The organism is Pleionea sp. CnH1-48 (assembly GCF_024124665.1).
Classification (GTDB): domain Bacteria; phylum Pseudomonadota; class Gammaproteobacteria; order Enterobacterales; family Kangiellaceae; genus JAMXSB01.
In genome coordinates this window covers 293,727-317,682 of the sequence record NZ_JAMXSB010000002.1, presented here as the reverse complement: position 1 = coordinate 317,682, position 23,956 = coordinate 293,727, and the positions used below count along the sequence as shown (strand labels likewise).

20 protein-coding genes are annotated in these 23,956 nt (G+C 42.2%); 9 read left to right on the top strand and 11 right to left on the bottom strand.

Features of this window, described 5'->3' with window-relative positions; genetic code table 11:
• Window positions 1-101: 101 nt before the first annotated feature.
• Window positions 102-1,055, bottom strand: coding sequence for a transposase (locus NH399_RS03920; protein WP_253037125.1), 954 nt, complete (start codon window positions 1,053-1,055; stop codon window positions 102-104).
• Window positions 1,056-1,283: 228 nt separating this feature from the next.
• Here NH399_RS03920 and NH399_RS03915 point away from each other — a divergent pair, with 228 nt between their 5' ends.
• Complete coding sequence (locus tag NH399_RS03915; RefSeq protein ID WP_253037124.1) at window positions 1,284-2,630, top strand: amidohydrolase family protein; 1,347 nt, start codon at window positions 1,284-1,286, stop codon at window positions 2,628-2,630.
• 87 nt (window positions 2,631-2,717) lie between these two features.
• Here the strand turns inward: NH399_RS03915 and NH399_RS03910 are convergent, their stop codons facing one another.
• Window positions 2,718-6,479: a cytochrome c peroxidase gene (locus NH399_RS03910; RefSeq protein WP_253037123.1), complete on the bottom strand. Its 3,762-nt coding sequence runs from the start codon at window positions 6,477-6,479 to the stop codon at window positions 2,718-2,720.
• Between the two features lie 489 nt (window positions 6,480-6,968).
• On the opposite strand from NH399_RS03910, the gene NH399_RS03905 reads away from it, so the two are divergent.
• The gene (locus tag NH399_RS03905; protein ID WP_253037122.1) at window positions 6,969-7,430 is read left to right on the top strand and encodes a response regulator; all 462 of its coding nucleotides are present in this window, start codon (window positions 6,969-6,971) and stop codon (window positions 7,428-7,430) included.
• Window positions 7,431-7,489: 59 nt separating this feature from the next.
• On the opposite strand, the gene NH399_RS03900 is transcribed toward NH399_RS03905, so the two are convergent.
• Complete coding sequence (locus NH399_RS03900; RefSeq protein WP_253037121.1) at window positions 7,490-7,879, bottom strand: hypothetical protein; 390 nt, start codon at window positions 7,877-7,879, stop codon at window positions 7,490-7,492.
• Between the two features lie 324 nt (window positions 7,880-8,203).
• Between NH399_RS03900 and NH399_RS03895 the strand changes: the two genes are divergently transcribed.
• The gene (locus NH399_RS03895; protein WP_253037120.1) at window positions 8,204-8,431 is read left to right on the top strand and encodes a KTSC domain-containing protein; all 228 of its coding nucleotides are present in this window, start codon (window positions 8,204-8,206) and stop codon (window positions 8,429-8,431) included.
• Window positions 8,432-8,486: 55 nt separating this feature from the next.
• Here the strand turns inward: NH399_RS03895 and NH399_RS03890 are convergent, their stop codons facing one another.
• Window positions 8,487-9,068, bottom strand: coding sequence for a YceI family protein (locus tag NH399_RS03890; RefSeq protein WP_253037119.1), 582 nt, complete (start codon window positions 9,066-9,068; stop codon window positions 8,487-8,489).
• A 717-nt stretch (window positions 9,069-9,785) separates the two neighbouring features.
• Between NH399_RS03890 and NH399_RS03885 the strand changes: the two genes are divergently transcribed.
• Window positions 9,786-12,221: a polyprenyl synthetase family protein gene (locus tag NH399_RS03885; protein ID WP_253037118.1), complete on the top strand. Its 2,436-nt coding sequence runs from the start codon at window positions 9,786-9,788 to the stop codon at window positions 12,219-12,221.
• Window positions 12,222-12,263: 42 nt separating this feature from the next.
• Here the strand turns inward: NH399_RS03885 and NH399_RS03880 are convergent, their stop codons facing one another.
• Window positions 12,264-13,025 (bottom strand): energy transducer TonB, encoded by a 762-nt coding sequence (locus NH399_RS03880; protein WP_253037117.1) that lies wholly within the window; start codon window positions 13,023-13,025, stop codon window positions 12,264-12,266.
• A 19-nt stretch (window positions 13,026-13,044) separates the two neighbouring features.
• The gene (locus tag NH399_RS03875; RefSeq protein WP_253037116.1) at window positions 13,045-13,320 is read right to left on the bottom strand and encodes a hypothetical protein; all 276 of its coding nucleotides are present in this window, start codon (window positions 13,318-13,320) and stop codon (window positions 13,045-13,047) included.
• On the opposite strand from NH399_RS03875, the gene NH399_RS03870 reads away from it, so the two are divergent.
• On the top strand, window positions 13,312-13,764 hold the full coding sequence (locus NH399_RS03870) for a hypothetical protein (protein ID WP_253037115.1): 453 nt from the start codon (window positions 13,312-13,314) through the stop codon (window positions 13,762-13,764). The genes NH399_RS03875 and NH399_RS03870 overlap by 9 nt on opposite strands.
• A 44-nt stretch (window positions 13,765-13,808) precedes the next feature.
• Here the strand turns inward: NH399_RS03870 and NH399_RS03865 are convergent, their stop codons facing one another.
• Window positions 13,809-14,594, bottom strand: a complete 786-nt coding sequence (locus tag NH399_RS03865; protein WP_253037114.1) for a peptidylprolyl isomerase — start codon at window positions 14,592-14,594, stop codon at window positions 13,809-13,811.
• A 292-nt stretch (window positions 14,595-14,886) separates the two neighbouring features.
• On the opposite strand from NH399_RS03865, the gene NH399_RS03860 reads away from it, so the two are divergent.
• Together NH399_RS03860 and NH399_RS03850 are read left to right on the top strand one after the other, a co-directional pair.
• Window positions 14,887-15,711, top strand: coding sequence for a hypothetical protein (locus tag NH399_RS03860; RefSeq protein WP_253037113.1), 825 nt, complete (start codon window positions 14,887-14,889; stop codon window positions 15,709-15,711).
• The gene (locus NH399_RS03850; RefSeq protein WP_305885085.1) at window positions 15,708-16,193 is read left to right on the top strand and encodes a pilin; all 486 of its coding nucleotides are present in this window, start codon (window positions 15,708-15,710) and stop codon (window positions 16,191-16,193) included. The genes NH399_RS03860 and NH399_RS03850 overlap by 4 nt, the downstream gene beginning before the upstream one ends.
• A 56-nt stretch (window positions 16,194-16,249) precedes the next feature.
• Here NH399_RS03850 and NH399_RS03845 read toward each other — a convergent pair whose 3' ends face one another.
• Complete coding sequence (locus tag NH399_RS03845; protein ID WP_253037112.1) at window positions 16,250-16,666, bottom strand: hypothetical protein; 417 nt, start codon at window positions 16,664-16,666, stop codon at window positions 16,250-16,252.
• Window positions 16,667-16,925: 259 nt separating this feature from the next.
• Here NH399_RS03845 and NH399_RS03840 point away from each other — a divergent pair, with 259 nt between their 5' ends.
• The gene (locus tag NH399_RS03840; RefSeq protein ID WP_253037111.1) at window positions 16,926-17,438 is read left to right on the top strand and encodes a MerR family transcriptional regulator; all 513 of its coding nucleotides are present in this window, start codon (window positions 16,926-16,928) and stop codon (window positions 17,436-17,438) included.
• 49 nt (window positions 17,439-17,487) lie between these two features.
• On the opposite strand, the gene NH399_RS03835 is transcribed toward NH399_RS03840, so the two are convergent.
• From NH399_RS03835 to NH399_RS03825, 3 genes are all read right to left on the bottom strand, one after another.
• Window positions 17,488-17,829, bottom strand: a complete 342-nt coding sequence (locus NH399_RS03835) for a hypothetical protein (RefSeq protein WP_253037110.1) — start codon at window positions 17,827-17,829, stop codon at window positions 17,488-17,490.
• Between the two features lie 233 nt (window positions 17,830-18,062).
• Entirely contained in the window at window positions 18,063-18,842 is a 780-nt protein-coding gene (locus NH399_RS03830; protein WP_253037109.1) for an amidohydrolase, read from the bottom strand.
• Window positions 18,839-19,981, bottom strand: coding sequence for a methionine aminotransferase (locus NH399_RS03825; protein ID WP_253037108.1), 1,143 nt, complete (start codon window positions 19,979-19,981; stop codon window positions 18,839-18,841). Before NH399_RS03825 ends, NH399_RS03830 begins: the two co-directional genes overlap by 4 nt.
• A 356-nt stretch (window positions 19,982-20,337) precedes the next feature.
• Here NH399_RS03825 and NH399_RS03820 point away from each other — a divergent pair, with 356 nt between their 5' ends.
• Window positions 20,338-23,790, top strand: coding sequence for an ELWxxDGT repeat protein (locus NH399_RS03820; RefSeq protein WP_253037107.1), 3,453 nt, complete (start codon window positions 20,338-20,340; stop codon window positions 23,788-23,790).
• Window positions 23,791-23,956 lie beyond the last annotated feature (166 nt).

Genomic DNA, 23,956 nt, shown 5'->3' with positions numbered 1-23,956 from the left:
TTATTTTTGGTAGGTAGAGTTTTATCAAGTTGGGATAAGTATTTTATCAGGACGATAAAGAGCCTTCCGCTAAGGCAGAATCGTGATTTCTTTGTCCTTGTTTAGTTGTAAAGCAACTTGGCCGAACTGATTCCGTGTAAACAACGTCGATAAAGCTTCTTGGCTCGCTGTCGAATCAGTTCAACAGGGCCTATGATTCGACAGTAACGGCTTTCTAAGGATTGAAGTTGTGTTAACCAATGGTTGCTCTGTAGGCTGAGACGTTCAAGCACGGATTGAGCTTCTTCAGGTATGGAGGCTTTATTGGGATGAACAATCGCTTTACCTGCCCATTCAACCAGATTAATGTAGTCCCTGTTTGATATATTCTGGGTAATTTGTTTTACAGAGCCTGAAACAGGGAGCAGTGTTTTTACGAGCGATTTGTCATCGGTTATTTCATTAAGTCGCTGCTTGATGGAAGTGTGATGAGACTCTTCAAGCTTTTGAGTGATTTTCGCTCTGACGGGATTCAGGTCCACATAAGCCATACAGGAAAGTACGGCTCCTTCATCCAATAGGGCCTGAGAGGTATAGCGGGATTGCCAGAACTTTCCACTGCAATCATCTTCCTGATTACTGAGTTTCGCTAGCGGTTCATTCAGTCGACTCATAAACCAGGAAAGGGAGCCGAGTCGTTGTCGATACAGAGTGAGTGTGTCGGGTGAATTCAAGATAGCCTCCTTTCGAAGGGCTCTCCTGACGTCAGTTTTACTGGGATAAATAGCAAGCCAACGCTCTGCGACCTCATCATTGCTCCATTGTAGTGGTGCCAATGGGTCTAGATACAACACAATATGATAATGGTTACTCATCACCGCATAAGCATAGATATCAATGGAGAAGAGGGTGCTCAGTTCCTTTATTCTCCTCTCAATCCAGTCTTTACGATGAGAATAGTCTTTGCCAGTTTCTTCATTTACCCCACAAAGAAAGGCTCTTCGAACACAACGAGTGGAGCAGTGATAAAATCCGGGCGAGTGGGAATCCACCAGTTCTTTTCTGGCAATGGTCATCCATGACCTCCTTAATACTTATAAAGTCAGCAACATAGTGTCGAACCGAGTACCTTGAAACCAGAGGAGAATCACGACAGTTGGTGTGAGAGGTTTCCTAATCTGTATTAGGTAAAGTGCTATGGTCGGAGTGTCTGGTAGTCGTTATATCTGTTTAATTTTTCTTAAATTATTAGAAAAATAAGTGTCGTTGCTGATATATTAATCAAAACAACAAGGGAATGAGCTATGAGTTTAAAACATACTTTTTCTTTCAGTTTCTTATTATTTTTTCTTACGAGCTCACTGCAAGTTTTTGCACTAGAAGATAGCCGTAGTTGGTTACTGACCGATGTATCGATGATTGATGTTGAGTCAGGCACCGTAAAACCAGGCGCTAGCATCTGGATAAAAGATGGGATGATCGAAGCGATTAATCCTAAGAAAACACCAACCGGTATTAAGGCAGTTTCTGGGCAAGGCCGTTGGTTAATCCCTGGTTTAAGTGAAATGCATGCGCATATAAGCGGTGGTGAAAAATATATAGATAGAGTTTTAAAGTTATTTGTTGCTCATGGTGTCACTAATATCCGAGGCATGTTAGGCCAGCCATCTCATCTTGATTTAAGGCAAGCGCTTAACTCGGGCAAAAAGCTTGGACCTTATTTAGTGACATCAGGTCCTTCGGTGAATGGGAATAGTGTTAGAAGTCCTGCTGAAGCAAAAAGTAAAGTTACAGCCCAGGTCAACGCTGGTTATGACTTTCATAAAATTCATCCTGGCTTGTCGCCAGAGTCTTATCGCGCAGTTGTGAAAACTGCAAAACGGTTGGGCAGTTCTTGGGGGGGTCACATCGCCATGGAAGTAGGTATAGTGGGTACCGTAAAAGCAGGCCAATCTACCATTGATCACATAGATGGTTTTATCGAAGAACTGGCTATTAGAAATGGTGGTGATCTGGCCAATCGAGGGTTCTTTGGGTTCGGTTTAGCAGAGAAGGTTAAGACACAATCAATAGCTGAGCTCATTAAGGAAATTTCTGCTTATGATTTTGCTATCGTCCCTACTGAGACGCTTATGCATAATTTCGCGTTGGATAAGCCGATAGAAGAGTTGATGAGTAACCCTGCACACAAATGGATGCCTGAGAGTACTGTTCAGGGTTGGAAACGATCTCGAGAGAATTTTTGGTCGAACGATTCTGTCACTAAAAAACGAGCTAAGCAATTCCTAAATGTTCGCAGCCTACTAATACAAGAGTTTCAAAAGCAAGGTGTGCCTATTTTATTGGGTTCTGATGCTCCACAAGTATTTAATGTACCCGGTGATTCATTACATAAAGAACTCTCATTGATGGTAAATGCAGGGTTAACGCCATTGCAGGCACTTCAAGCAGGCACCCAGAGTATTCATCAGTTTTACCAAGGCAAGCATCCGGTAGGAAAAATTGCCAAAGGCTTACGTGCAGATCTTGTTTTATTGGATAAGAACCCATTAGAGAACATTAATAACACAAGTTTAATACGTGCAGTGGTAGTTGCGGGAAAGATGCTTGATCGTAATCAATTAGATGAAATTTTAAAAAGCCTTGAGTAGCGGGGTGTCTGTTGAATATATAAGCTTCAGAAACTCATCGAGCGAGCCATACAGTATCAGACAGTCTGGTTAAGACCTTCCTAAATGCTAAAGCGAATTTAGGAAGGTTACCAAGTCTGTTATTTCTTGCTCAGTTAACTCTAACGGTCTTATATCAGTATCAACAACCAATTGCTCATTAGCGCCGTCGTTATAAGCTTCTACAACGTCTTCTAGAGTGGCCAGGCTACCGTTGTGCATATAAGGAGCGGTTGTTTTGATACCACGTAAAGTGGGTACTTTAAATAATTTAAAATCTCTATCTCGTGAAGTGGTATCAGCGCGACCTATGTCGGTGCTGTCCACTAGTCCGGTGGCTCTAAAGCTTTCGTCTGTGAAGTTAGTACCTGCATGACAACCACTACAGCGCGCTTTACCTTCGAATAATAGCAGGCCTCGATACTCAGAATCAGAAAGGGCAGAGCGGTCACCTGCGACGAAATTATCGTATTGAGTTCTCGGTGAAAACTGAATCGCCTGAAAGCTAGCTAACGCTGCTGTGATATTTTCTTGATTTGGTGATTCTCCATAAACCTGTTGGAAACGTTCTGCGTAATTACTCTCACTGCTTAAGCGAGCAATGGCTTCATCCATCGGTAAGTTCATTTCATGCTCCGCTTCAATGGGAACAGAAGCTTGTTTATCTAGTGTTGTAGCTCCACCACTCCAGCCTTGCAATGTAGAGAATAGTCGGTTCACTAATGTGGGAGTGTTACGAACACCCGCGTCAGTTGGTTCGTTACCTTGGGCAATAGCCAAGCCGTCCGTAAAATTCAGGTTGGCTTTATGGCAAGTTGCGCAAGAGGTTGTTCTTTGTTTAGAAAGAATGACATCATTGAAAAGGGTTTCGCCTAGGTCGGCGGCCTCTTGGCTAAAGTTCTCAATAGCGGCTGCTTTGCCTGATAAAGATTGTAAGTGTGAGGGAATCCTATTTTTTAACGCCGCATTTGCTTCTCTATGAATATCGATATTTGCGTAATAACCAATTTCATAATCTTGTCTGGCAATGTTAGAGACTTTAACTTCATCTAGCAGCAATAAACCAGAGGAGGATTCAGGGCCAATTCGCACTCGACCGCTGGTTTGTAACACACCAAAATTATTCGCAAGTTTTTCTGTTCTCAATACACCATCAGAGTAGAGTTTTATTTTGCCTGTGCTTGGTTTAAAGCTTAAGGCAATATGAGTCCAGCGATCATCAGGAATACTAGGACCAGAAATTTCAATGCGATTATTTTCTGTATCGGTAATGACACCCCGTAAGGTGTTGCCATTTGTCAAAGAAACTTCCAGACCGTTTTGCATTCTAAATAAGCGAATAGTGCCATTGCCGTTGATTTTTTTAACCCAGAAGTCGATGGTTACACCTTCAGCGAGTTCATCCCAACCTTTATTTTTGGCAACTTCAATATAATCTCCGCCATTAAAATAAATGGCCTGGCCATATCGTCCTACCAGTTCATCACGATTATTAAATTCATTAGGGAACTGAGCACCCACTAAAGTACCATTGTTAAAGTTGCCCGAGGTATCATTGGTGCGAGTGACCAAAAAGTTGCCAGCACGGTTGAGTTGTTCGTTCATACCAAGGTACAACACAAAGTTACCGTCTAAGTAATCGTTAAATCCAACTTCACTGTAGTCATTCGAATTCGAACCTATGATCGGATAAACTGGTCCTCGTAACGAGTAAGGAATGTTTAAGTCGTTGATATCTTTAAACGGTGTCCACATAGTGGTGAACGCGCCTGGTGAAGATAAAAACAATCGGCTTTTTCCTCGACGAGGATTAATCGGGCCGTCAATATGTCGAAAAGTCCATCCGGTCCAACGTCCAACCACCGTAGTGCCCGTTCTTCTAGCACTGACACCTTCTCGCGAAGCTTGATAGAAAAGTTCTGAGCCATCACGGCTGACCCACGGGTAAGCGCCTTTTATTAATTCGTCTCGATTAAAGTCGTTGCCAGTGGCATCTAGCAGCGGTCGTTCGGCAATAGGAAAGCGAACATTGAATGGAATGCCATCGACCATGGTGTCGCTGTCATCCCAGTACATGTTTGCGATTGACTTGGGAACACTCCATCCATTAACACCACCTGGTGTTGGGTTCCAACTATAAACCAGATTGTCAATTCGACCATTGTTGTCTGGATGACCCTGACAAATAACCAGCCTGCCATCAATCGTGGCTGACGGTTCGATGCAACGGAAGTCCAGGTTTGCAACGGTTCTAAAGCGTTGGAACTCAGTGGTAAATTCGGCGCTGATGATTTGCGCATTTTGTGTGTTGGCATCACGAACAATGAAAGTTGCTTTCTGAAAGCCCATTTGGTCATTATCACCGTTGCGCTTGGAAGTATGATAAACCAGCGCCTTGTAAGTTCTATGAGTGCCGTTAAAGGAGTAATTGCCGTTTGCGTCAGAAGGGTAGGGATTTTCTCGCGTTTCGCTTGGATCAATGACGATTGCTAGCCAGTTCATCTGCATGTCAGGCGCATCTTCATTAGCCTGCATTAAAAGATCTCGGCCAAAGGCTCCACGCTTAAAATCGACAGTGCCATCATTACTACGAACGATATTTTCTGGACGGAAAGCCGTCGCAAACCATCCTTGAGAACGTTTACGTACAAAAACACGACCATCCCAGGTGACGGAATGGCCATTACCATTAAAACCTGTATCAATGATTTTTGGAAACCCTAGCTGGCGATCATCATTAAGCGCATACAAGGCTGCATCAGGTGAGGAAAATTGTTCTCGGCTTTTTGCGGTGCCGTCCCCTGAGTCACTGTCATCATCGCATTGATTTGAACCGTCGTGCGTATCCGTTTGCCAAACGATTTCGTTAGCTGGAGTGTGCAAAGCTAAGTTACCGTGATTGTGCAACATAAGGTAAGTGGCATCGGTGCCGTTGGTTTTACTTGACCACAGTGCATTGCCATTGGCATTTCTTAGCACCATATTTCCATCACCTTGCAATCGAAATCTTACGCCTCCCTGATCATGAGTCGCAGAAGACCAAAGTGCGGCGCTGTCACTTAATCGCCTCAAGACCAGGTTGCCATCGCCTTGTAAATAAAAACGGTAGCGACCATTGTTAGATTCTATAAATTCGTTATTAACTATTTGCTGTCTAGATTGAAGACTATTGTTGCTGTTCGGTGTGTTGGAACTGTCGCAAGTATCGTCTTCACCACCAATCTCGCTATCATCGTCGTCTTCATTGGTTATGGCTCCAAAGTTAGGATCTTGATGTCTGTCAAAATAAGAAAGCAAATTGTCGTCTACTGTGAGAGCTTCTGCGCCGTTGAGCTGATAGTTTAAAGATAAAGATTGTGAACCATTGCCTTGGAAGTATTCGACTCTCAGTTCATGAGTGCCTTGCACTAATTCCATACTTTGTGAAACGACGGTAGCCTCTCCATTTTCGCCGTTATTGGTAGCGATTAATTGCCCATTAATAAAGAGTTTTGCGCCATCGTCAGAATGCAAACGAAAGACATAAGCGCCACTGGCTTTCGCTTCAAAAAGACCTAATAACACCAGGCCGTAGTGACTATCGCCTAACTGATGAGTTCCTACATTTTCAACAATACGACTTTCTACAGGTGATAGGGTGGTGAAGTCGGGTAGCTCAGTCCAGCTACCATTGAACTTGTGTGCAATGAGACCTTTGGACGTATTGTCTATGGTATCGACGGTTTCTTCAGAAGACTCTTCTCCAGAGCAGCCGCTTAAAACTAAGGCTACGAAGAAAATAAAAAACAATCGATATAAAGTAGTGTTTAATTTATCAGTGAAAGCAGTCATAACAATAATCCCTACAACGTTCTGGCGTAATAAATTAATTCAGAAAAACGCAATAAAGAGATATCTCTTAAATGCGAAAGCGCAACTTACAAACCACATCACGTTAAAACTGTATTACCTATTAAGTAGTATGGAGTGTAATCATTGACCGTCTGTTGCACCGTAAACCAGTTCACAATATGAAGGTAAGAGAGCAAACTTTGATATTAATTATCTGCTTGTGCTATTTGATTAAGGGTATCAGCAGTAAAACATTGCACCGTAATGGTGAGTCTAAGAGGTTATTGCGATGTTAAACTCTAGGAAAAAGGTGTGATCGAAAACGCTACTAACTTCGATAAAACGGCAGTAACCAAGAGGCACATTCTTAGCGGTAGATAAAAAGAGTTGAACTATATTGTGTATAGAATTTAAGGATGCCCCTGGAATGTTTTACTCTCCCTCTGAAAAAAACGCCTGCTTACGCTGATTTCTGTCATTGTTCTTTGTGTGGGTCTTTCTGTAGTCATTGCGATTTACATCCTTTATTCGACGGCATATCAAAACCCTATCGAAGATACAAAGCTTTCGATTTCAAGTCAGAAGGAGTTAGTCTCGGCAGTCGGTCGATTTGACGCCATCAATAGTCAGACTGATCATCAAGGAGGGGCGCTTGGAGGAACTTTGAGTCAGGTTGTTGATGCTCACAAACACTATAACTGCCCAGGCGAGATCACTGAGTTTGAGCAGTGTGATATTTTATTATTGGATATACATCTTCCAGAGTTAGCCGATGGTCTGGAGCTTCTTGATAAATTTCCCGCAATGAAAACCATTATTTATACTTCGAAAGTCGATGGTCAGCTCAAAAAACAGTGGCTTGATTGCGGTGTTTTCGCCGTGTTTGAAAAAGGAACTGAACTGCAAAGTTTACTTACATTATTAAAAGCAGAAAGTAGAGAAAAGAAATAGTCCTTCGAGCCTGATTTGTAAAAAGAAAAGACGAGCAAAGCCCGCCTTTTAGAACACCATTAACGACAAGTGATTGTGCGGAATAATGGATAACATTGGTTTTTACTGCCTGTACCAAGTGATTCCCAGCGACGCTGATACCAATCATAGGTGGTATAAGAGCTTTCGTCTTCACCGCAGTAAATAGAACCTCCAATCATTTCGTTATAACCTTCTTCTTCACAAAACTGATTACCGTTTAATGCTGTGATAAAAATATAATCGACCTGACCGTATTGATTCATACGTTTAGGGTAGTAGTAGCTACGAGAGTATGGTTGAACTGCCTCGATACCGTGCGCTTTATCAAGCTCAATTACTTTGTCTGCTTTTGCATCTTGATTTTCTGCCATTGCGAAAGAGGCTGATGCACATGCGATAAATAAAGCGATGGATTTGATTGTTTTCATGGTTATATTCCTTTGGGTTTTGTTTTTAATGCGCTGTCTATCCTGTTGGTTGAAGATGTCAACAAATTGAAAAAGGGGTTTTGTTTTTATGATTGAATTGTTTCTTAAATGAGAAAAGTGATTGAATTAATTCTGCATGAGATACTTTTTATTGAGTAATTGAGATGGCTCTCAATGCTGTTGTTAAATTATGCAAAATATCTCTGGCTGGTGATGTTTGTAGATTGTATAAAGCAGCTCCAAGAAAAAGGTATTTTTGATATTGTATTATTTATACACTATATTTATGTTGGTATTTCCTATTGCTCAAGAGCTTAGTTTATTGTGATTGACTGGGTTTATGTAAATTCAAAAAGGATACGGCGCATCGGTTATAACTCGATCAGTCATGCTATGCATGTTGATATTAAAAACTCTCCTCAAAGTGGTATGTATAAAGGTGTGCCAAAAAGTTTATTTTGTGACTTTATAATGTCAGAAGATATAGATGCTTTTTATCAGGAAAAAATAGAATCTGTTTTGATGAATCAAGCGGTAAGAAAAACTTCTTAACACACTTGTTGCTATAAGAATACCAGCGAAAGGAGGCTCTCGCTGGCTGAATGTCTTATTGTTTATTAAAAGACAAAACAAAGGATACTGGAACTGTTGTTGTAATAAACTCCAGACCTGCCAATTCGGTTAGTTTTTTAAGACCATCGTTAAAAGCGAAAGTTTGAGCACTTAGCAGTATTGGACTGGTTGATGTCGCTACAATTTTGCCTTCGGCATTAACGTCAATAGTCATTGGAATTTTTATTTTGGCCGACTTTCCGTGCAGTGACAATAATCCTTCGATTTCGGCACGGTGCTGACCTTGCTTGAGTAGCGCTTCAGGCAACTTTGCTTCGATAGTCGCTGAAGGAAATTTGTCCGTTTGAAACACATGCTTAATCATACGCTCGTTACGAATGGGGATATTGGTTTCTACGCTACTTAGCTGAATATTGAGTTTCGCTGTACCATTTTTGCTGACGGTTCCCGTCACTGCTTTAAAAACGTTTTTTTCTGTCGCGCTGGCTGTTGAACCTTTAAATATTTTAGTAGAGAGGTAACTGACTTCTGATTGTTTGGTATCCAACTCCCAGTTTGCGAATAATGAACTGGAAAACAATAAGCCAAGGCTTAAAATTTTTGTCGAGTTTTTCATGACTGACAATCCCTTTTTGTGATTCTAAAAATGTAATGTTAGTAGTTGTCAGGCATTCTAAAAAAAAATACCGAGGACTTCTAATAACCTGTTCAAACTATCTCAAATCAATAAGTATTCATTGCGAAAAGGCAGCTTAACTTCTCGCTTATGAGATACATTAGCCCTTGGGTTTGGGCGTATAAAGCGCGACCTTATCGAGTACTATTTAGGTTGAGCATTAAATACTCTGAAGTGTTTTTATCCAGTACTAATCTTTGTCGTCCTGGTTGAAGTTTTTTGGCTACTTATCAACCTGAGAGCTCTAATTATGCTTACGGAAGACAAAGAATAGTTTCGACAGAGTTATAGCTTTTCATTTTAAGAAATAAAAACCATCTCCATTTGTTAATAAATATGGCAGAGTATGGACTCTACTAGGGTAGTTCTTATTGTCTTGCAAGTGATGTGGTTGCCAGCTACGCGATGTGAAACACTTGATAGGGTTTATCAGGAATACCTAATTACTGGTCAAATTGACTAATGTGATTAAAATATTAGAGCTAAATAGTATAGTTATCAATGAGTTATACTGTGGCATACCAATTGCTTAGATAATTAAACTGGGTGATTAATTGTGCAAAACCTTGTTTTCCGTTGATTTTTATTTGTTATAGCCAACTGACGGGATCACCCAGTCTTATTCTGTCTGATTGTTATGGAGTTTATCATTTGCCTATGAGCTTTGGAAAAACAGAACCTTCTTATCATACTCACCCCGACAACATCTCGTCAGATGCTTGTTCTTCCTACATCGATAAACACAGTTATAAGCGCGCGGAGCGTCGCGCCCATTGGTACCTGAAAGATCTACGCCAGTTATTAGAGAACGATGAATTTTTGCAGCAGCTGCATAAGGACTATCGCACTTGGCAAAAAACAAATCTGGTGACAGGCGCAGCCTTGTCTGAGTGGGAGGCTGAACAATATGAAAGTGCCAGTGGCCAATCTTTATCTTTCTTAGAACGCTTGGCCGCTGAGCACAAATTAAAGCGCTATCTAAAAAAATCGGTCGCATATATCTTTATGCGTGACTTGGGTCAATCTTTACAGTCGGAAGCAACACAAAAGCAAGTCGATGAAGTGGTTGGTAAATTACACGGATGGATAAAAAAGCGCATTCGAAATCAGAACTCAGAATCTATTGACTCGACTCCTTTATTGCATGAAAAAGCAAAAGAGTATGGTTTAGAAGAAACGCTCTATTGGTTAATGGGTAAACTGGGCCAGGTTCAAAGTCATATCCCCGGTGGGGTGGACGAAACTCACGGCATGCGTAAGTTGGTTAAAATAATTGCAGGTGTTGTGATGCACCAGTTTATTGAGTTACCTGCTGGTGTGAGCGAAGCGGAACGTAAGCAAAAGCTTGAACAAGCCATAAGGTTGGGTTACAGCTATGGATTGACTTATCCCTTTATTGACGACTTGCAAGATTCTTCGAGCGCGCTTAGTCGTCAAGATAAAGAGAAGTTCAATCAGGCCATCCGAACTAGTTTATTGCAGGGAGAAGCCGCGCCTTTGCCGAGCTTTTCTTCATCCAATCAAACGCAAATGACATTTGTTCATCGTGAGTTGTCAGAAGCATTCAATACTATTCGTAGCGCTCAGTCGGAGTCTTCGGCAAAGCAGTTTTTTGAGCAAGCCTATGTGTTTTTTGAAGCACAAGATATTGACCGTCAACATCGACTAGATAATAAAGCTTATAGCATTGAACAATTGTTTTTACCAGTTATCTTAAAGTCGTCGGGTTGTCGTTTGATCGCTCGCGATATGCTGGATGTGAAAGAAAATATCGATTTTAATCATCATACTTTTTGTTTTGGCATCTACAATCAGTTTAATGATGACATCAAAGACCTGTTCGATGATTTAGAAGAAGGCAATGTTACGCCTTACACTTACTATTATCTGCATCAAGAACAACGACCTGATTTGCTCAATCCCTATCGGGTTTACTGGTCGGTGGTTTTTTACCTTATTCATCGAGTGTATAACAACGATGCTTTTAGTAAAAATCTATTGTTAGAAAGAACCATCAACGCTCATAAAAGTTTACGAACCTCTATTGGTGTTGAGCGTTATCAAGCACTACGAGAAAAACTACTAACAACGGGTAATAAGGCTTTTGATGATCTTATCGACAAGTTGATCGAGAAGCCTAGCGATGTTGCCTGGTTTGATAAATTATTGAGTCGCCAAGTGGCTGATTTCTTTTCGCAACAGAAGCAAAAAAAGCGAGACTTTGTTGAGCGAATCAAACATGTTAAGCAACAGGTAGATGACTGCTTACCTCTTGCACCTTCAAAACATCATATTGACAATACATTAATTGATGCTGCTAATTACAGTTTGCAAGCAGGTGGTAAACGTTTGCGATCCATCATGGCTTATGTATTGGGCGTTGATCGATATGGACTGACATTTGAGCAATTGAAGCCAGTGTTGCGATTGCTAGAATATATGCACACAGCATCGGTGATTCTGGATGATTTACCATCGCAAGATGATGCCGATACGCGACGAGGAAAACCCTCATTGCATTGTCAGTATCAAAGTGAGGCAACCGCAGAGCTAACGGCAGTAATGATGATGATGCGCGCAGTAGAAGAACAGGCGAGCATCAAAGGTGTTGACGCGCAACGGGTGTTAGAATCCATGCGTTATTCTTCTCACACTACCCAGGTCATCTGCCAGGGACAGTGGATGGACTTAGAAGCTATGGGGAAACCCGTTGATATGGCACAGCTCGAAACCATCAGTGAGCTTAAAACCGGATTGGCGATAGAAGCGGCACTTTTAATTCCCGCTATTTTGGGAGGAGCTAATGATTTTGAACGTAAGCATCTAAAGCAATTTGCTTATCATCTAGGGATCGCGTTTCAAATTCGAGATGATATGTTGGATTATATGGGAGATGAAGAAACCCTGGGCAAACCTATTGGTCAGGATGAAGATCAATTAAAAGCAACTTTCGTGACCTGTTTGGGGATTGAGGGTGCTAACCATAAACTTTTTGAACATTATTATCTTGCGCAGGATGCGCTAAAACATCTCGGAAACGAAGGTTCTTTTTTAGCGCAGGTATTGGAGTTTGTTGTACACCGAGATCGATAATTGCGGTTTTAGACAAAGCTTCCGATTAGAAAACTGTGGAATTTAGTCAATAAAAGGGGGAGCCATAAGTTGCTCCTCGGCTTTTTTATTTCCCATAAATGCCGACATCATTAAAGCTGATTTTGCCAGCTTAAAATCTTTTGGGCCGTGCTTTCCTTCCAGCGCCATCTGTGCCAGTTGAAAGGTCATATTACGGTTAAGAGATGAGGATTCCAGCGGATAATTGATCGATTGTTCCATTTGGCTTCGGGCCAGCACTTTATCTTTGCTGACATTATAAAAAGCCATCACCATTAACGCATTACCATTGTTGTAGGACGCGGCGTATCTAAGGTGTTCGAGCATTTTTTCTTGATCATCGATGGCTAAAGCCTGGCGAAATAGCGCTTGGCTGTTTTGCCCTTGCTTTAAAAACTCCCGACGCCGAAGTTCTTTTTGGTAATCAAAGTTAATATGGTGGCTTACACGATAGTAAGCTTGGTTATTTACGTCAGTATGTCGCCAGCGCCACAATGATGCGGCGGTAATTGCTGCTTGATCAAACATTGCCTGAGGAGAGGCTTCAATAACGTGTATATCGTGAGCTCGACCTTGGGCGTCGAGAGTAAATTCCAATTTTACAAACCCACTTAAGCGTTGATTAAACGCTGTGTCTGGATAAAGCAAGTCGGTTGTTGGTGTGGCTATGGCTTCACCGTCTAGTCGAGGTAAGGTTTTTGCGTCTGGAATAGAAGAAAAGCAGCCTGTCAGTAAAATTAAGGACAGAATAAGGCTGAGCAAAAAAGGTACAGCTATCAATCTCATAAAATCTGCCTCGCTACTTTTAAAAAAGGAATAAGATACCTGTGATGGTTAAGCACCATAATACCGTCATTTCTACCACTTCGATATCTTTTGACAGGGTATCAAAGCAAGTTTTGTTTATTAATCGAATGTTTTGTGACGAAGTCATCGCTAGTTCTATCAATACGCAGCCCGTGGCATCAGGTAGCTGATGTTTTATCTCCCAGTCAAGTGAGGTATGATAGCAGGTGATATAAGTAACTCCTGATACTTTCTGTTTAACTTCTTCAAACTTGGAATATTTGTAATGATTCACTGTGTTCCCAAAGGGCTTTTATCTTGGGACTATCGAGTAACCAGAAATAACGAAAGTGCCTTCCTGTCTTTTGATTTTGAACGGGCGAATGGCAATATTCAGCTAAGTAAAGATCACAACTACATCGTAAAATGTCATGGTGAACGACGTGATTTCTGGACATTACAGCAAGGGAGCAATCTACTTTACTCAGCGAAAAAAGAACCTACTTTTTTGCATACTTTTGAAGTGGTTGGAGATAGGGAAGAACTGATATTAAAAGCTCGCTCAGCGTTTAAGCGTGGATTTGATGCCTATTCTGGTCAGCACCTGGTGACGACAATTGATCCAAAGTTTGTATTATCCAGAAAAGCGGTGATACACGAAAATAAAGATGAAGTGTCGTTTTTATGCGCCAGCTTCTTATTTTGGCTTGCAGCCTTTAGCTGGAAGAAAAAGAAATAAAAAAGCCACGTATTAAACGTGGCTTTTGCTATCCTGGAAAGGCATTAAGCTTTTCTGCGACGCAGAGTCGACAAACCTAGCAAGAGGGCTAAACCTGCAAATCCGAGGCTTCCGCCGCCGCCATCATCAGAATTATTGTTGTTATTTAGCAAAGTATTTTCTGGTGGGTTTAAGCCCGCCGCTGTGTTGGCCGCAGGATCAATAATGATAACGTTCGATATGATTAAGAAGTTATCCGCATCGGGATCAACACCGTTGGTTGCATCTGTTGTTGTGTAGTCGCGCAAAGGCAGATTAGTCAGAGCACCACCAAAGTTGAATCGATCCAAAGCCGCAATGGCTTCAACGACTTGCATACCATCACCAATAACTTCGCCAAATACAGTGAACCCGCCATTTTGCACGTCCAGGTTGGCACTGTTATCGGCTAAATTAAAGAACCACTCATTGGTAGCGCTGTTTGCGTTGCCCGACAACTTTGCCATGGCAATGGTACCACGTACATTTGATAGCTTAGGTTCATTGGCGACGGCTGGGTTAGAGTCGATGTCGTTTAAAGGCAATGCACCGTTATAAGCAAATCCACCACCTTGAACCACAAAACCAGGAACTGAACGATGAATAATGATGTTTTCGTAAGAACCTGCGTTAACGTAGGCTAAAAAGTTAGCAACGGTAGCGGGCGTTGTTTCGTCGTATAAGTTCACCTGAAAACTGCCCATAGAGGTTTGAAACTCAACAATGGTCGCTTCTGAAGGGGCAGAAAAGCCAATACCTGCTGCAAGGAGTAGGGATGACAGGCTTAATTTTGCTTTTGCTATCAATCTCATAAATCTTTAGTATCTATTTTATTATTGAGGGGCTAGCTAGCATAAACCAGCCGATGACAGAAATCTAGCGTATTGGGCGACATCTCAATAGCAGGAGTTTATAGTACGGCTGGTTAATAATTGTTCTATTATGTTGTATCTTGTTGAGCTAGAAAGTGTTGATAGCGTATAGCCCTGCTTACCGAAAGTGTATTTGGGAAAAAGATAACTTAGTCGTTGTTGCTCCCCGAGATAATCCTCACTTGACGACTTTAGACTATTAAAGTGATCACTACAGTATGATGGAGAAGATATGAGCTGGACGAGATTTCAGTATGTGTGTCGACGGTACTCCCTAAGAGAAAACCCACAAACAACCCTAGAGCAAGTGCGCCAAGAACTTGATCAAGATCCTGTCACTGACTTTTATGGAAGTTCAGGTCAAAACCGTTACTTAATAAACATGCTGTATCAACAGGCGAATCAGCTAGCCATCGATAAAGTGGATTCTATGGCTAAGCTTTATGGAAACTTAAAGTTTAATGATGAGCTTGTAGCCACACAAAAGATGAATATTATGATTGCTTATCTTGGGCTTGTATCCTTTGTGTTCTTTTTTGTATCAGTCATCTATCAAATATATGTTTTCCCAAACTTCTTTGAGTTATTTGAATCATTAGATATTGCAATGCCCTATGAGACATTATTCTTTGTACAAAACTGGCTTGTTATATCCTCAGGGATTTTCCTTTTTATTGCCTTTGTATTTCTGTCCTGTTTACGGATAAGAGCGTTGAATGAGTTTCGTCAAACGGCGTCTCAACATTGGTTGGATAAACTTTGTATACCTAAGAGTATTCGTTCTGCTCAATCGGAGTTGCTGGATGTACTCCTTTATCCTTTGCAGTCAAAAAGTAGTAACCCTCTTATTCGCCAACATTTGGGGCGTTATTCGACGGATGCATTACAAGCAGAGATCGAAGTGTTGGTTCAGAGAAAAAGTTCTCAGTTAATTAGATCTTCAGAAGCTTATTTGAACAAACTTATTCTTGTGGTTGTGATATTGATCGTCGGGTCCATCTATTTATTTTTATCGAGCGCCTATGCGCCTATTTTTATTTTGGGAGAAACGGCATGAAGAAAGTAGCGGGATTTACATTAATCGAACTTATGGTCGTAGTTGCTATTATTGGAATATTAGCATCGATTGCTTTGCCTCCTTATAAGGAATACGTACAACGCAGTGAAGTTGTTGAGGCTTTGGTGATGGCTGGCTCTTTGAAAGACAAAGTAACGCAATATTATACAGAGCATCTAAGCTTTCCTACCGACAATAAAATGAGCGGCATCCCCGAAGAGAAGTTACTTATTGGCAATCGTATTTCCGGCGTTAAAGTAGAGAATGGTGCGATTCATATTACCTTGGGCCACAAGGCCTCTAAAATACTGCACGGAAAAGTATTAACCTTTCGACCTGCAGTTGTCACAGGAAGCCCAACCAGTCCTATTACCTGGTTGTGTGGATACGATGAACCTGTGCCAGGTATGGAAGCCGTTGGAGATAATAAAACGAATTTAGATAACGTTCATTTGTCCGCATCATGTCGAAAAAAATCTTGATGTTTTCAGGCGAACCTCAATGTTCTTGTTAGGTTCGCCTAGATTCATATCACTCGCTACCTATAAGGCTTAATGTCTGGTGTTACTAAGGTCGTTCTTGCTTGGTCGCTAAACAAATATTCTTTAGAAAAATGACGCATTAAAATAGATAAGGCATCATTAACCAGATCAGAGTTTTGTTCTACAAAAGATGTCCAGTTGGTATCTGTTGTTTGACTCATTCTAGAAGCCATTATTTGTACCAGCGAGTGAGTGATAGTGAGATGAAACTTTTGATGAGCGCCCAGGCTCTCAGCATAGGCTTTGATGCCGGTACATACTTTATGTGTGGCCGTTTCTAAATCGTAGTCATTCAAATACAGCCAGGCCAATCGCAAATGCCCTAGGTGATCAAAGTGCACAGGATCAAGCGTTTGGTTTTCAAACTGGGTTAAAAAACTTTGCTCACTCAATGTCTCTATGGTTGTGCTCATTCTTTCGTATCCTCATGTCTCCAGGTTTTTGAATGATAAAGGCTGCACCTGTAGTCGGGTCAAACCCTTGAGCAAGCTATGTTGGGATGATACGCATTAAATTGAATGTTTACTGATAATAATCAATAGGCTAAGGCGGGGTGGTGAGCATGCAAAGAGTTCTTAACTTAGGCGCAAGAGCATAAGTAGATTTTTTGCGTTGACCTGTCTATAGGGTATAGGGTTGATACTAAGGGTTGTTGAAGTAATGGGAGATACGATGATCACAGTGACTCAGATAGCAAAACGCTTTGGCCTTTCTAGAGCAACCATTCTTTATTACGAGCGAGAGGGGTTACTTGCACCTGCCTGCCGCTCAGAGAATGGCTATCGTTGGTATGACGAAGCCCAGATTCAACGTTTGCAATCCATTCTGGCCTATCGCTCTTATGGCTTACCCTTAGCAGACATTGCCGTACTGCTTGATAATAAATCCGAAACGTCTCAAACACATTTGCTAAGAGAGCACTTTCATAAACTGGAAGTCGAAATTAATACCTTAAGAAAACAACAGGAAGCGATCGTTGTGGTGTTGCAGGAACCCGAATTGCTGGGGAAGAATAGCGTGACCAAAGAGCGTTGGGTGGCGATTATGCGGGCTGCGGGTTTCGATGACGAGGCTATGTTGAACTGGCATAAAAAGTTTGAAGAAATGGAGCCAGAAGAACATCATAGGTTTCTTGAGTCTCTAGGAATACAACAAAGCGAAATTGAACACATCCGAAGTTTATAGCGTTAATGGTTATACTCGATCACCTAGTCAATTAACACCCATATCGCGGTCATAAAACTTTTCGAACGCACTCTAATGATTCTGCACTACTGACAATGCCATCGGCATTTATATCAAATATTTGTTGAGAGCAAAAACTACCAACGACTTCGCCATCAGCATCGTCTTCGTCTATTGCATTCGGTGAGCACATCTCTCCGCCATAAAACTCTTGGTGGGGTGTTCTTTTGCCGTGGGAATAAGTGCTATAGCAGGTCACTATTAAGTATCCCACCAATTGAGTCAGAGTTTCATTGCTATAAAAATACACTTCGCGTTCACGATGAGTCATACCATCGGAAGGCATCGTGAATATCGTCATAATGATTAGCAGTACTAATTTATTAAGCATAGCTCTTGTCTCTTTGCTATATCATGGGAAGCTAAATTAGAAGGAGTTGATGTTAACGTCAACCATTTCGTTGAGATGTATCACTATGTTTAGATAATTCGTTTTGGTTGTTTAATACAAAAGTAATGTTGCGGTTATCCGTCATGAAAAGACAAAAACGCCTGACTGATTAAGGTCAGGCTTTTATCGGGATTACTGATTAGAGATAACTCTTTTACGGATTGTTTTGAGAGCTAAACCAATTCAAAATTATCGGCATCCAGGTGCGCCGGAAAACGCTGGCGGAAAGCGTGTAATTCTTCGTGATTTAAGCTGGCTTTGAGTTGCTGCTGGCGATTGGGTGTTGCAGCAGCTAATGAGTGCCCCACAAAATCCAGTATAACCGAGTCACCACTGTGGGCTACGTCTTTCCCATCGTCGCCAACGCGATTGACGCCGATAACATAAGCCTGATTTTCAATGGCTCTGGCTACGAGGAGAGAAGACCAAGCGTAAGCTCTGGCCGCAGGCCAGTTAGCCACGTAAATTAAAACATCGTAATCATTTTGATTGCGACTAAATACGGGAAAACGTAAGTCATAACAGATCTGCAAACACACTCGCCAACCTTGGTAGTTTACAATGACTCTCTCGGCACCCGCCTGATAATGTTGATGCTCATTACCCATGCGAAATAAGTGACGCTTGTCATAGTGGCTAACCTTGCCATCAGGCTCTACAAAATAACAGCGGTTAACATATTGATTGTCGTCTTTAACGGCCAGGCTACCAACGAGTGCGCATTGGTTTTGCTGAGCTTGCTGTCGCATCCACTCTAGCGCTTGACCGCCGTTTTCAGCGGCTACGCGTTCGCTCTGCATACTAAAACCCGTGGCAAACATTTCGGGCAAAACAACGATGTCTTGATCTTGGCAGTCTGCAAGCAGCTGCTCGAAGTGTAATAAATTCGCTGACACATCTTGCCAAACCAGTGATGTTTGAATGGCACTGATTTTAAGTTCTGGTTTTATCATAACTGGCCTAATCTTTTAGCGGCTTCTTTTAGCGTGTGCGGACGCTTGGCAAAACAAAAGCGTATGACTTTATCATCGCGACCTGAGGCAAAAAATACCGACATTGGAATGGCCGCAACGCCAGCATTTTCTGTTAGCCAGATACAAAATTCTGTATCGGGTAAATCACTGATGTCGCTGTAGTCTGCTAAAACAAAATAACTGCCAGAGGAGGGCAGTAATTTAAAGCGGCTGTTTTCCATTAATTGATTGAACAAGTCGCGTTTGTCCTGATACATATAGCCAAGCTCTGAACAGTGATCAGGCTGAGCCATCATCACATCTGCAAGTGCTAGTTGAGCAGGAGTGAACGAAGAGAAGGTTACATATTGATGAATTTTTCTAAACTCTGTGCTCAGGTTCTTTGGGGCAACACAATAGCCAAGTTTCCATCCTGTCATATGATAGGTTTTGCCAAAACTGGAAACAATAAAGCTGCGCGCTGCCAGACGCTCAAAGCGATGAACACTCTGATGCAGGATTCCATCAAAAGTAATGTGCTCATAGACCTCATCGCTGATTAGAAACAGTTCGTTGTCACAAACCAAAGCTTCTAGCCGGGACAAATCATCATAAGACAAACAGGTTGCGCTAGGGTTATGAGGCGTATTGATCACAATGGCTTTGGTGCGCTCGTTAATAGCGCTGTTCAAAGCATTCCAGTCGATACGATAAGCGCCTGGCGTAAGTTCCAAATGAACAGGAACACCACCCGCTAGAGTGATGGCGGGATCATAGCTATCGTAGGCCGGGTCAAACACGATGACTTCGTCGCCAGGTTGTACTACAGCCTGAATGGCAACAAACAGTGCTTCGGTCGCTCCAGAAGTGACCGTAATATCTGTATCCGCACTAACATCACGTTGATAACAACGAAAGATAAGCTCTTTGATCTGTTCGCGCAGTGGCAGTACACCAGGCATGGGAGCGTATTGATTCATCCCATTTTGAATGTACTCTTGTGTTTTGCGCTTTAATAGCTCCGGTCCGTCAAACTCTGGAAAGCCTTGCGAAAGATTGATGGCATCATGTTGTTGTGCCAAGGCCGACATCTGGCTAAATATCGTTGTGCCGACATGAGGCAGTTTGGTAGGTAGCATAAAGGAACCAAGATTACGATTGGAGTGACTTGCATGGTATCACCGCCGTTATGGAAAGTGTAGTTTTGGCCCGAGATGATCAAGTTCAGTTCGATGATTTGAAATACTGATTTTGTGCGTTAATTATCCAATTTATGACAATTAAATGACTGTATGCATCTTCTAGACGATTTTTTTATTGGTTTCTGGTATATAGAGCATTGTTGTTCGCTTGATTTTTAATTTAGCTCTGTGGAAGTAACAAAAAAAATAAAGAGCTAGGGACATTGGTTATTAGAGGACTCACAGGTATAAGGACAGTACCTGCTTCAAGCCAGTGGTGATATCAATATTTTGGGGATTTGAGGTTATATCTAGTGAGAATTACACATAACATAGGTTTGTTAATATTCTTTTCGATTTTTTTATTGAGCTCTTGCGGCGGTGGTTCTGATTCTGTTGAGCCGCCACCGGATACGACACCTGACACTTTTGCTTTTAACGCTGTTGATAATGCCGAACTGGATGTGTTCGTCGAGTCAAATAGTATTGTGGTAAGCGGCATTTCTCAAGCAGTCGCTGTTAATGTGACTGGTGGTGAGTATCGCATTGCGCAGGGCAGTTTTACTCAGCAAGGTGCTCAAGTTGCGGCAGGGCAGTCCGTCACCGTAAGATTGAAAACATCGACTAATTATGATGAGCAATCAGAAGCAACATTAACGATTGGTGGTGTCTCAGCGACCTTTCGTGTGACGACTAAGCAAGATACCTCTCCTGATGCTTTCTCTTTTGTTGCTCAAGACAACGTTGCGCTAAACACTCGTGTTGATTCAAACACGGTGACTATTACAGGCATCAGTGCGCCAACGCCCGTTTCGGCAACCGGCGGCAGCTTTAGTATTGATGGCGGTGAGTTGCAAACGTCATCGACTATTAACAACGGACAAGCGATTTCTTTAGCGCTGGTGACAGGTTCTGAACACTCGACGACTTATGAGGCAGAACTCAATATTGGCGGTGTGACGGCGACATTTTCTGCGCGTACCCTGGATGATACTCAACCAGAAGCGTTTAGCTTTCCTGCACAAACAGGGGTGGCGTTAAATGCCCCAATCGAATCTGCTCAAGTGGTTATTAGCGGAATAACAGGCTCTTCACCCATTAGCATCAATAACGGTGAATACAGTATCGATGGTGGCGCTTTTACATCTGCTGTAGGACAAATAAACAATAACCAACAAGTCGCTGTAAAGTTAACGTCTTCTGGTGAGTTTTCTAAAACCGTCACAGCAGAAGTCACCATCGGTGGAGTCAGTGGAGAGTTTGCGGCGACTACAAGCCATCCTGCGTTTTATGTTCATGCTGATGACGGTCTTCATGGTATGGAAGTATGGGGAACGGATGGCACTGAAGAAGGAACACTGCTGTTACAAGATCTCAATCAGGCAGAGCAAGTTTCTGCTCCAAAAGCCTTAACGACTTTTGGTAACGAGCTTTATTTGTTTGCCAATGACGGCAAAACGGGTACTGAATTACGAAAGCTAAACTCTACAACGGGCAATATCGAATTGGTAAAAAATATTCGCATAAGCCCTAATGCAACAGCAACGAATAAGATAAGCGCTGGTGCCACGCAAATGTACTTTTTCTTAGGCAATCAGCTTTGGGTTTCTAACGGAAGTGAAGCGGGTACCAACGCAGTTAAAGAGATTGCTCTTATCGATGATCAATCGATCAATATGCTCACCATTGTTGGCGACTTGTTATTTTTTACCGCAAACACGCAGGGAACTCCAAGTGCTGAGCTATGGGTGTCCAACGGAACGGAAGCTGGCACCACGATGTTGAAAGACTTTAACCAGGCCAATTCTTTTGATGCTCCGAGTGATTTAGTCGCATTATCCAATCAACTGTTGTTTAGCGCCAATGACGGCGTCAATGGCAGAGAGCTTTGGGTCTCTAACGGAACCGTCGCCGGAACACAGATGTTGTCAGATATTGAGTCTGGTTTGCTTTCTAGTTCACCTAGCTATTTGACGCGCGTTGGCAGCCAGGTATATTTTTCTGCTTCTACCGCGAGCAAAGGTACGGAGCTTTGGAAGACCGATGGAACGGGCGCTGGTACTCAACTGGTAAAAGATATTGATCCTAGCGGCTCGGGTTTTCCAATCCTCCTTCAAGCAGTGGGGAATGAACTGTATTTTGCGGCTCAAAGCAAAGTATGGAAAAGCGACGGTACTGACGCTGGCACCTTATCTATTACGACTCAAACAGAATGTTCAGAGTCACCAAGGGATTACCATGAACTTAGTGGTAAGATTCTGTTTAAGTCAGGTTTTAGTGAAGCGGTGTTATGTCAGATTTCGGGCAGCTCAGCAGGGCTGGTAAAGAATATTTTCCCTGATGTGACTAATGATCGCTTGCTTAATCTCAAAGTATTAAACAATCATCTTTATTTTCTTGCGACTCATGGAAACACTGCGGCTATTTGGCGAAGCGACGGTACCGAGGCGGGAACCACTGAGTTTAAGCCTGCTAATATCGATACTCGTATTTCTGATATCGTTATCGATAACGAGCTTTATATGGTTGATGCATCAAGTTCTTCTGAGCCTGGTGGAGAACTATGGAAAACCGACGGCACCATCGATGGCACACAGGTTATTAATATTAATACGGCAACGGATTCATCGGTTAATATTTTCCTGGCTAACACAGCGAAGACCACGGATTCTGGCTTGCATTTCTTTAATAATCTTTCGGCGGGTGTTTCGCTCTTATCGGTCACCAATGGTGCGTCGAATGGAGCAACCTCATTGGATGTCTATGACGCCGAAAATCTAACCGTTGCTGGTGATAGAGTTTACTTTACTACCAAAGCGGGTTCTGCCAGCGCGGCAGAGGGTGCAGAGTTGTGGGTTGCTGATGTGAACACGGCGACACGATTGTCAGATATCAACACTGGCAGTGGTGATTCTTTACCTAGTTTACTCACTTTGGCCTCCGATGGTGCTCTTTACTTCCGAGCTTATGATGGAACAACGACAGGATTATGGAAGTACACAACATCTGGCGGTGTGGAGTCGGTAAAAAATGGGTTTGATACTATTAACAGTATCTACATCAACAACGACAAGATTTTCTTTTCTGCCAACGACGGAAGCTCGGGAGCAGAACTGTGGGTGTCTGATGGTACTGAGAGTGGTACATCATTGTTAAAAGATATTTGGGTAGGGGCTGATGGCTCTGATCCCAATAATTTCACCAAGCTTGGTAATGATGTACTGTTTAATGCCAGAAATGGCAGTAGCTCTGGGCTATGGAAGACCGATGGCACAGAATCTGGCACCGTCTTTTTAAAGAATGTCTTCCTGGAAGATTATAATCGCCACGATCAGGGATTGTTCAATAATCAGCTTTATTTTGCGGGCTACGACAATGTGAATGGTCCTGAGCTGTGGAAAACCGATGGTACAGTTGCTGGTACGCAATTGGTAAAAGACATTCGACCTGGTATCAGTGGAGACAGTCCTCGTGTCATAGGTGTTTTGAATGGACGCTTGTTGTTCTTGGCGAACGATGGCACCACGGGTGTCGAACTATGGGAATCTGATGGAACCGCGTCTGGTACACAGTTAGTAAAAGACATTAATCCAGCGGGTGATGGTGTTGACAGTGCTTTGATCGTTGGAGAGTTAGTCTATTTACTGGCTAATGATAATGTGCACGGTTTGGAGTTATGGAAATCGGATGGAACGGCTCAAGGGACACTCTTGCTAAAAGATATCAATTCTGGCTCAGAGTCCAGTTTTTATTATCCGCAAAATTAGCGGTTTGCTCATTGTTGCTGGAGTTTAAAAACTCTATAACCTCAAAGGCTTTGGTTCGACAGGTTTTCTCCTGTAGGACTGAAGCTTTGGGGGACCTATAAAATTCTACCTTTCTTTTACTTGCCTTAATTACTTTTGTTCTTTTTCAATATTTAATAAAAAGGGC

Excerpts from the sequence above, each read along its gene's own strand:
- NH399_RS03920 (WP_253037125.1), bottom strand. The coding sequence starts at position 1,055 with ATGACCATTGCCAGAAAAGAACTGGTGGATTCCCACTCGCCCGGATTT.
- NH399_RS03915 (WP_253037124.1), top strand. The coding sequence starts at position 1,284 with ATGAGTTTAAAACATACTTTTTCTTTCAGTTTCTTATTATTTTTTCTT.
- NH399_RS03910 (WP_253037123.1), bottom strand. The coding sequence starts at position 6,479 with ATGACTGCTTTCACTGATAAATTAAACACTACTTTATATCGATTGTTT.
- NH399_RS03900 (WP_253037121.1), bottom strand. The coding sequence starts at position 7,879 with ATGAAAACAATCAAATCCATCGCTTTATTTATCGCATGTGCATCAGCC.
- NH399_RS03890 (WP_253037119.1), bottom strand. The coding sequence starts at position 9,068 with ATGAAAAACTCGACAAAAATTTTAAGCCTTGGCTTATTGTTTTCCAGT.
- NH399_RS03885 (WP_253037118.1), top strand. The coding sequence starts at position 9,786 with ATGAGCTTTGGAAAAACAGAACCTTCTTATCATACTCACCCCGACAAC.
- NH399_RS03880 (WP_253037117.1), bottom strand. The coding sequence starts at position 13,025 with ATGAGATTGATAGCTGTACCTTTTTTGCTCAGCCTTATTCTGTCCTTA.
- NH399_RS03870 (WP_253037115.1), top strand. The coding sequence starts at position 13,312 with ATGATTCACTGTGTTCCCAAAGGGCTTTTATCTTGGGACTATCGAGTA.
- NH399_RS03865 (WP_253037114.1), bottom strand. The coding sequence starts at position 14,594 with ATGAGATTGATAGCAAAAGCAAAATTAAGCCTGTCATCCCTACTCCTT.
- NH399_RS03860 (WP_253037113.1), top strand. The coding sequence starts at position 14,887 with ATGAGCTGGACGAGATTTCAGTATGTGTGTCGACGGTACTCCCTAAGA.
- NH399_RS03850 (WP_305885085.1), top strand. The coding sequence starts at position 15,708 with ATGAAGAAAGTAGCGGGATTTACATTAATCGAACTTATGGTCGTAGTT.
- NH399_RS03845 (WP_253037112.1), bottom strand. The coding sequence starts at position 16,666 with ATGAGCACAACCATAGAGACATTGAGTGAGCAAAGTTTTTTAACCCAG.
- NH399_RS03840 (WP_253037111.1), top strand. The coding sequence starts at position 16,926 with ATGATCACAGTGACTCAGATAGCAAAACGCTTTGGCCTTTCTAGAGCA.
- NH399_RS03835 (WP_253037110.1), bottom strand. The coding sequence starts at position 17,829 with ATGCTTAATAAATTAGTACTGCTAATCATTATGACGATATTCACGATG.
- NH399_RS03830 (WP_253037109.1), bottom strand. The coding sequence starts at position 18,842 with ATGATAAAACCAGAACTTAAAATCAGTGCCATTCAAACATCACTGGTT.
- NH399_RS03825 (WP_253037108.1), bottom strand. The coding sequence starts at position 19,981 with ATGCTACCTACCAAACTGCCTCATGTCGGCACAACGATATTTAGCCAG.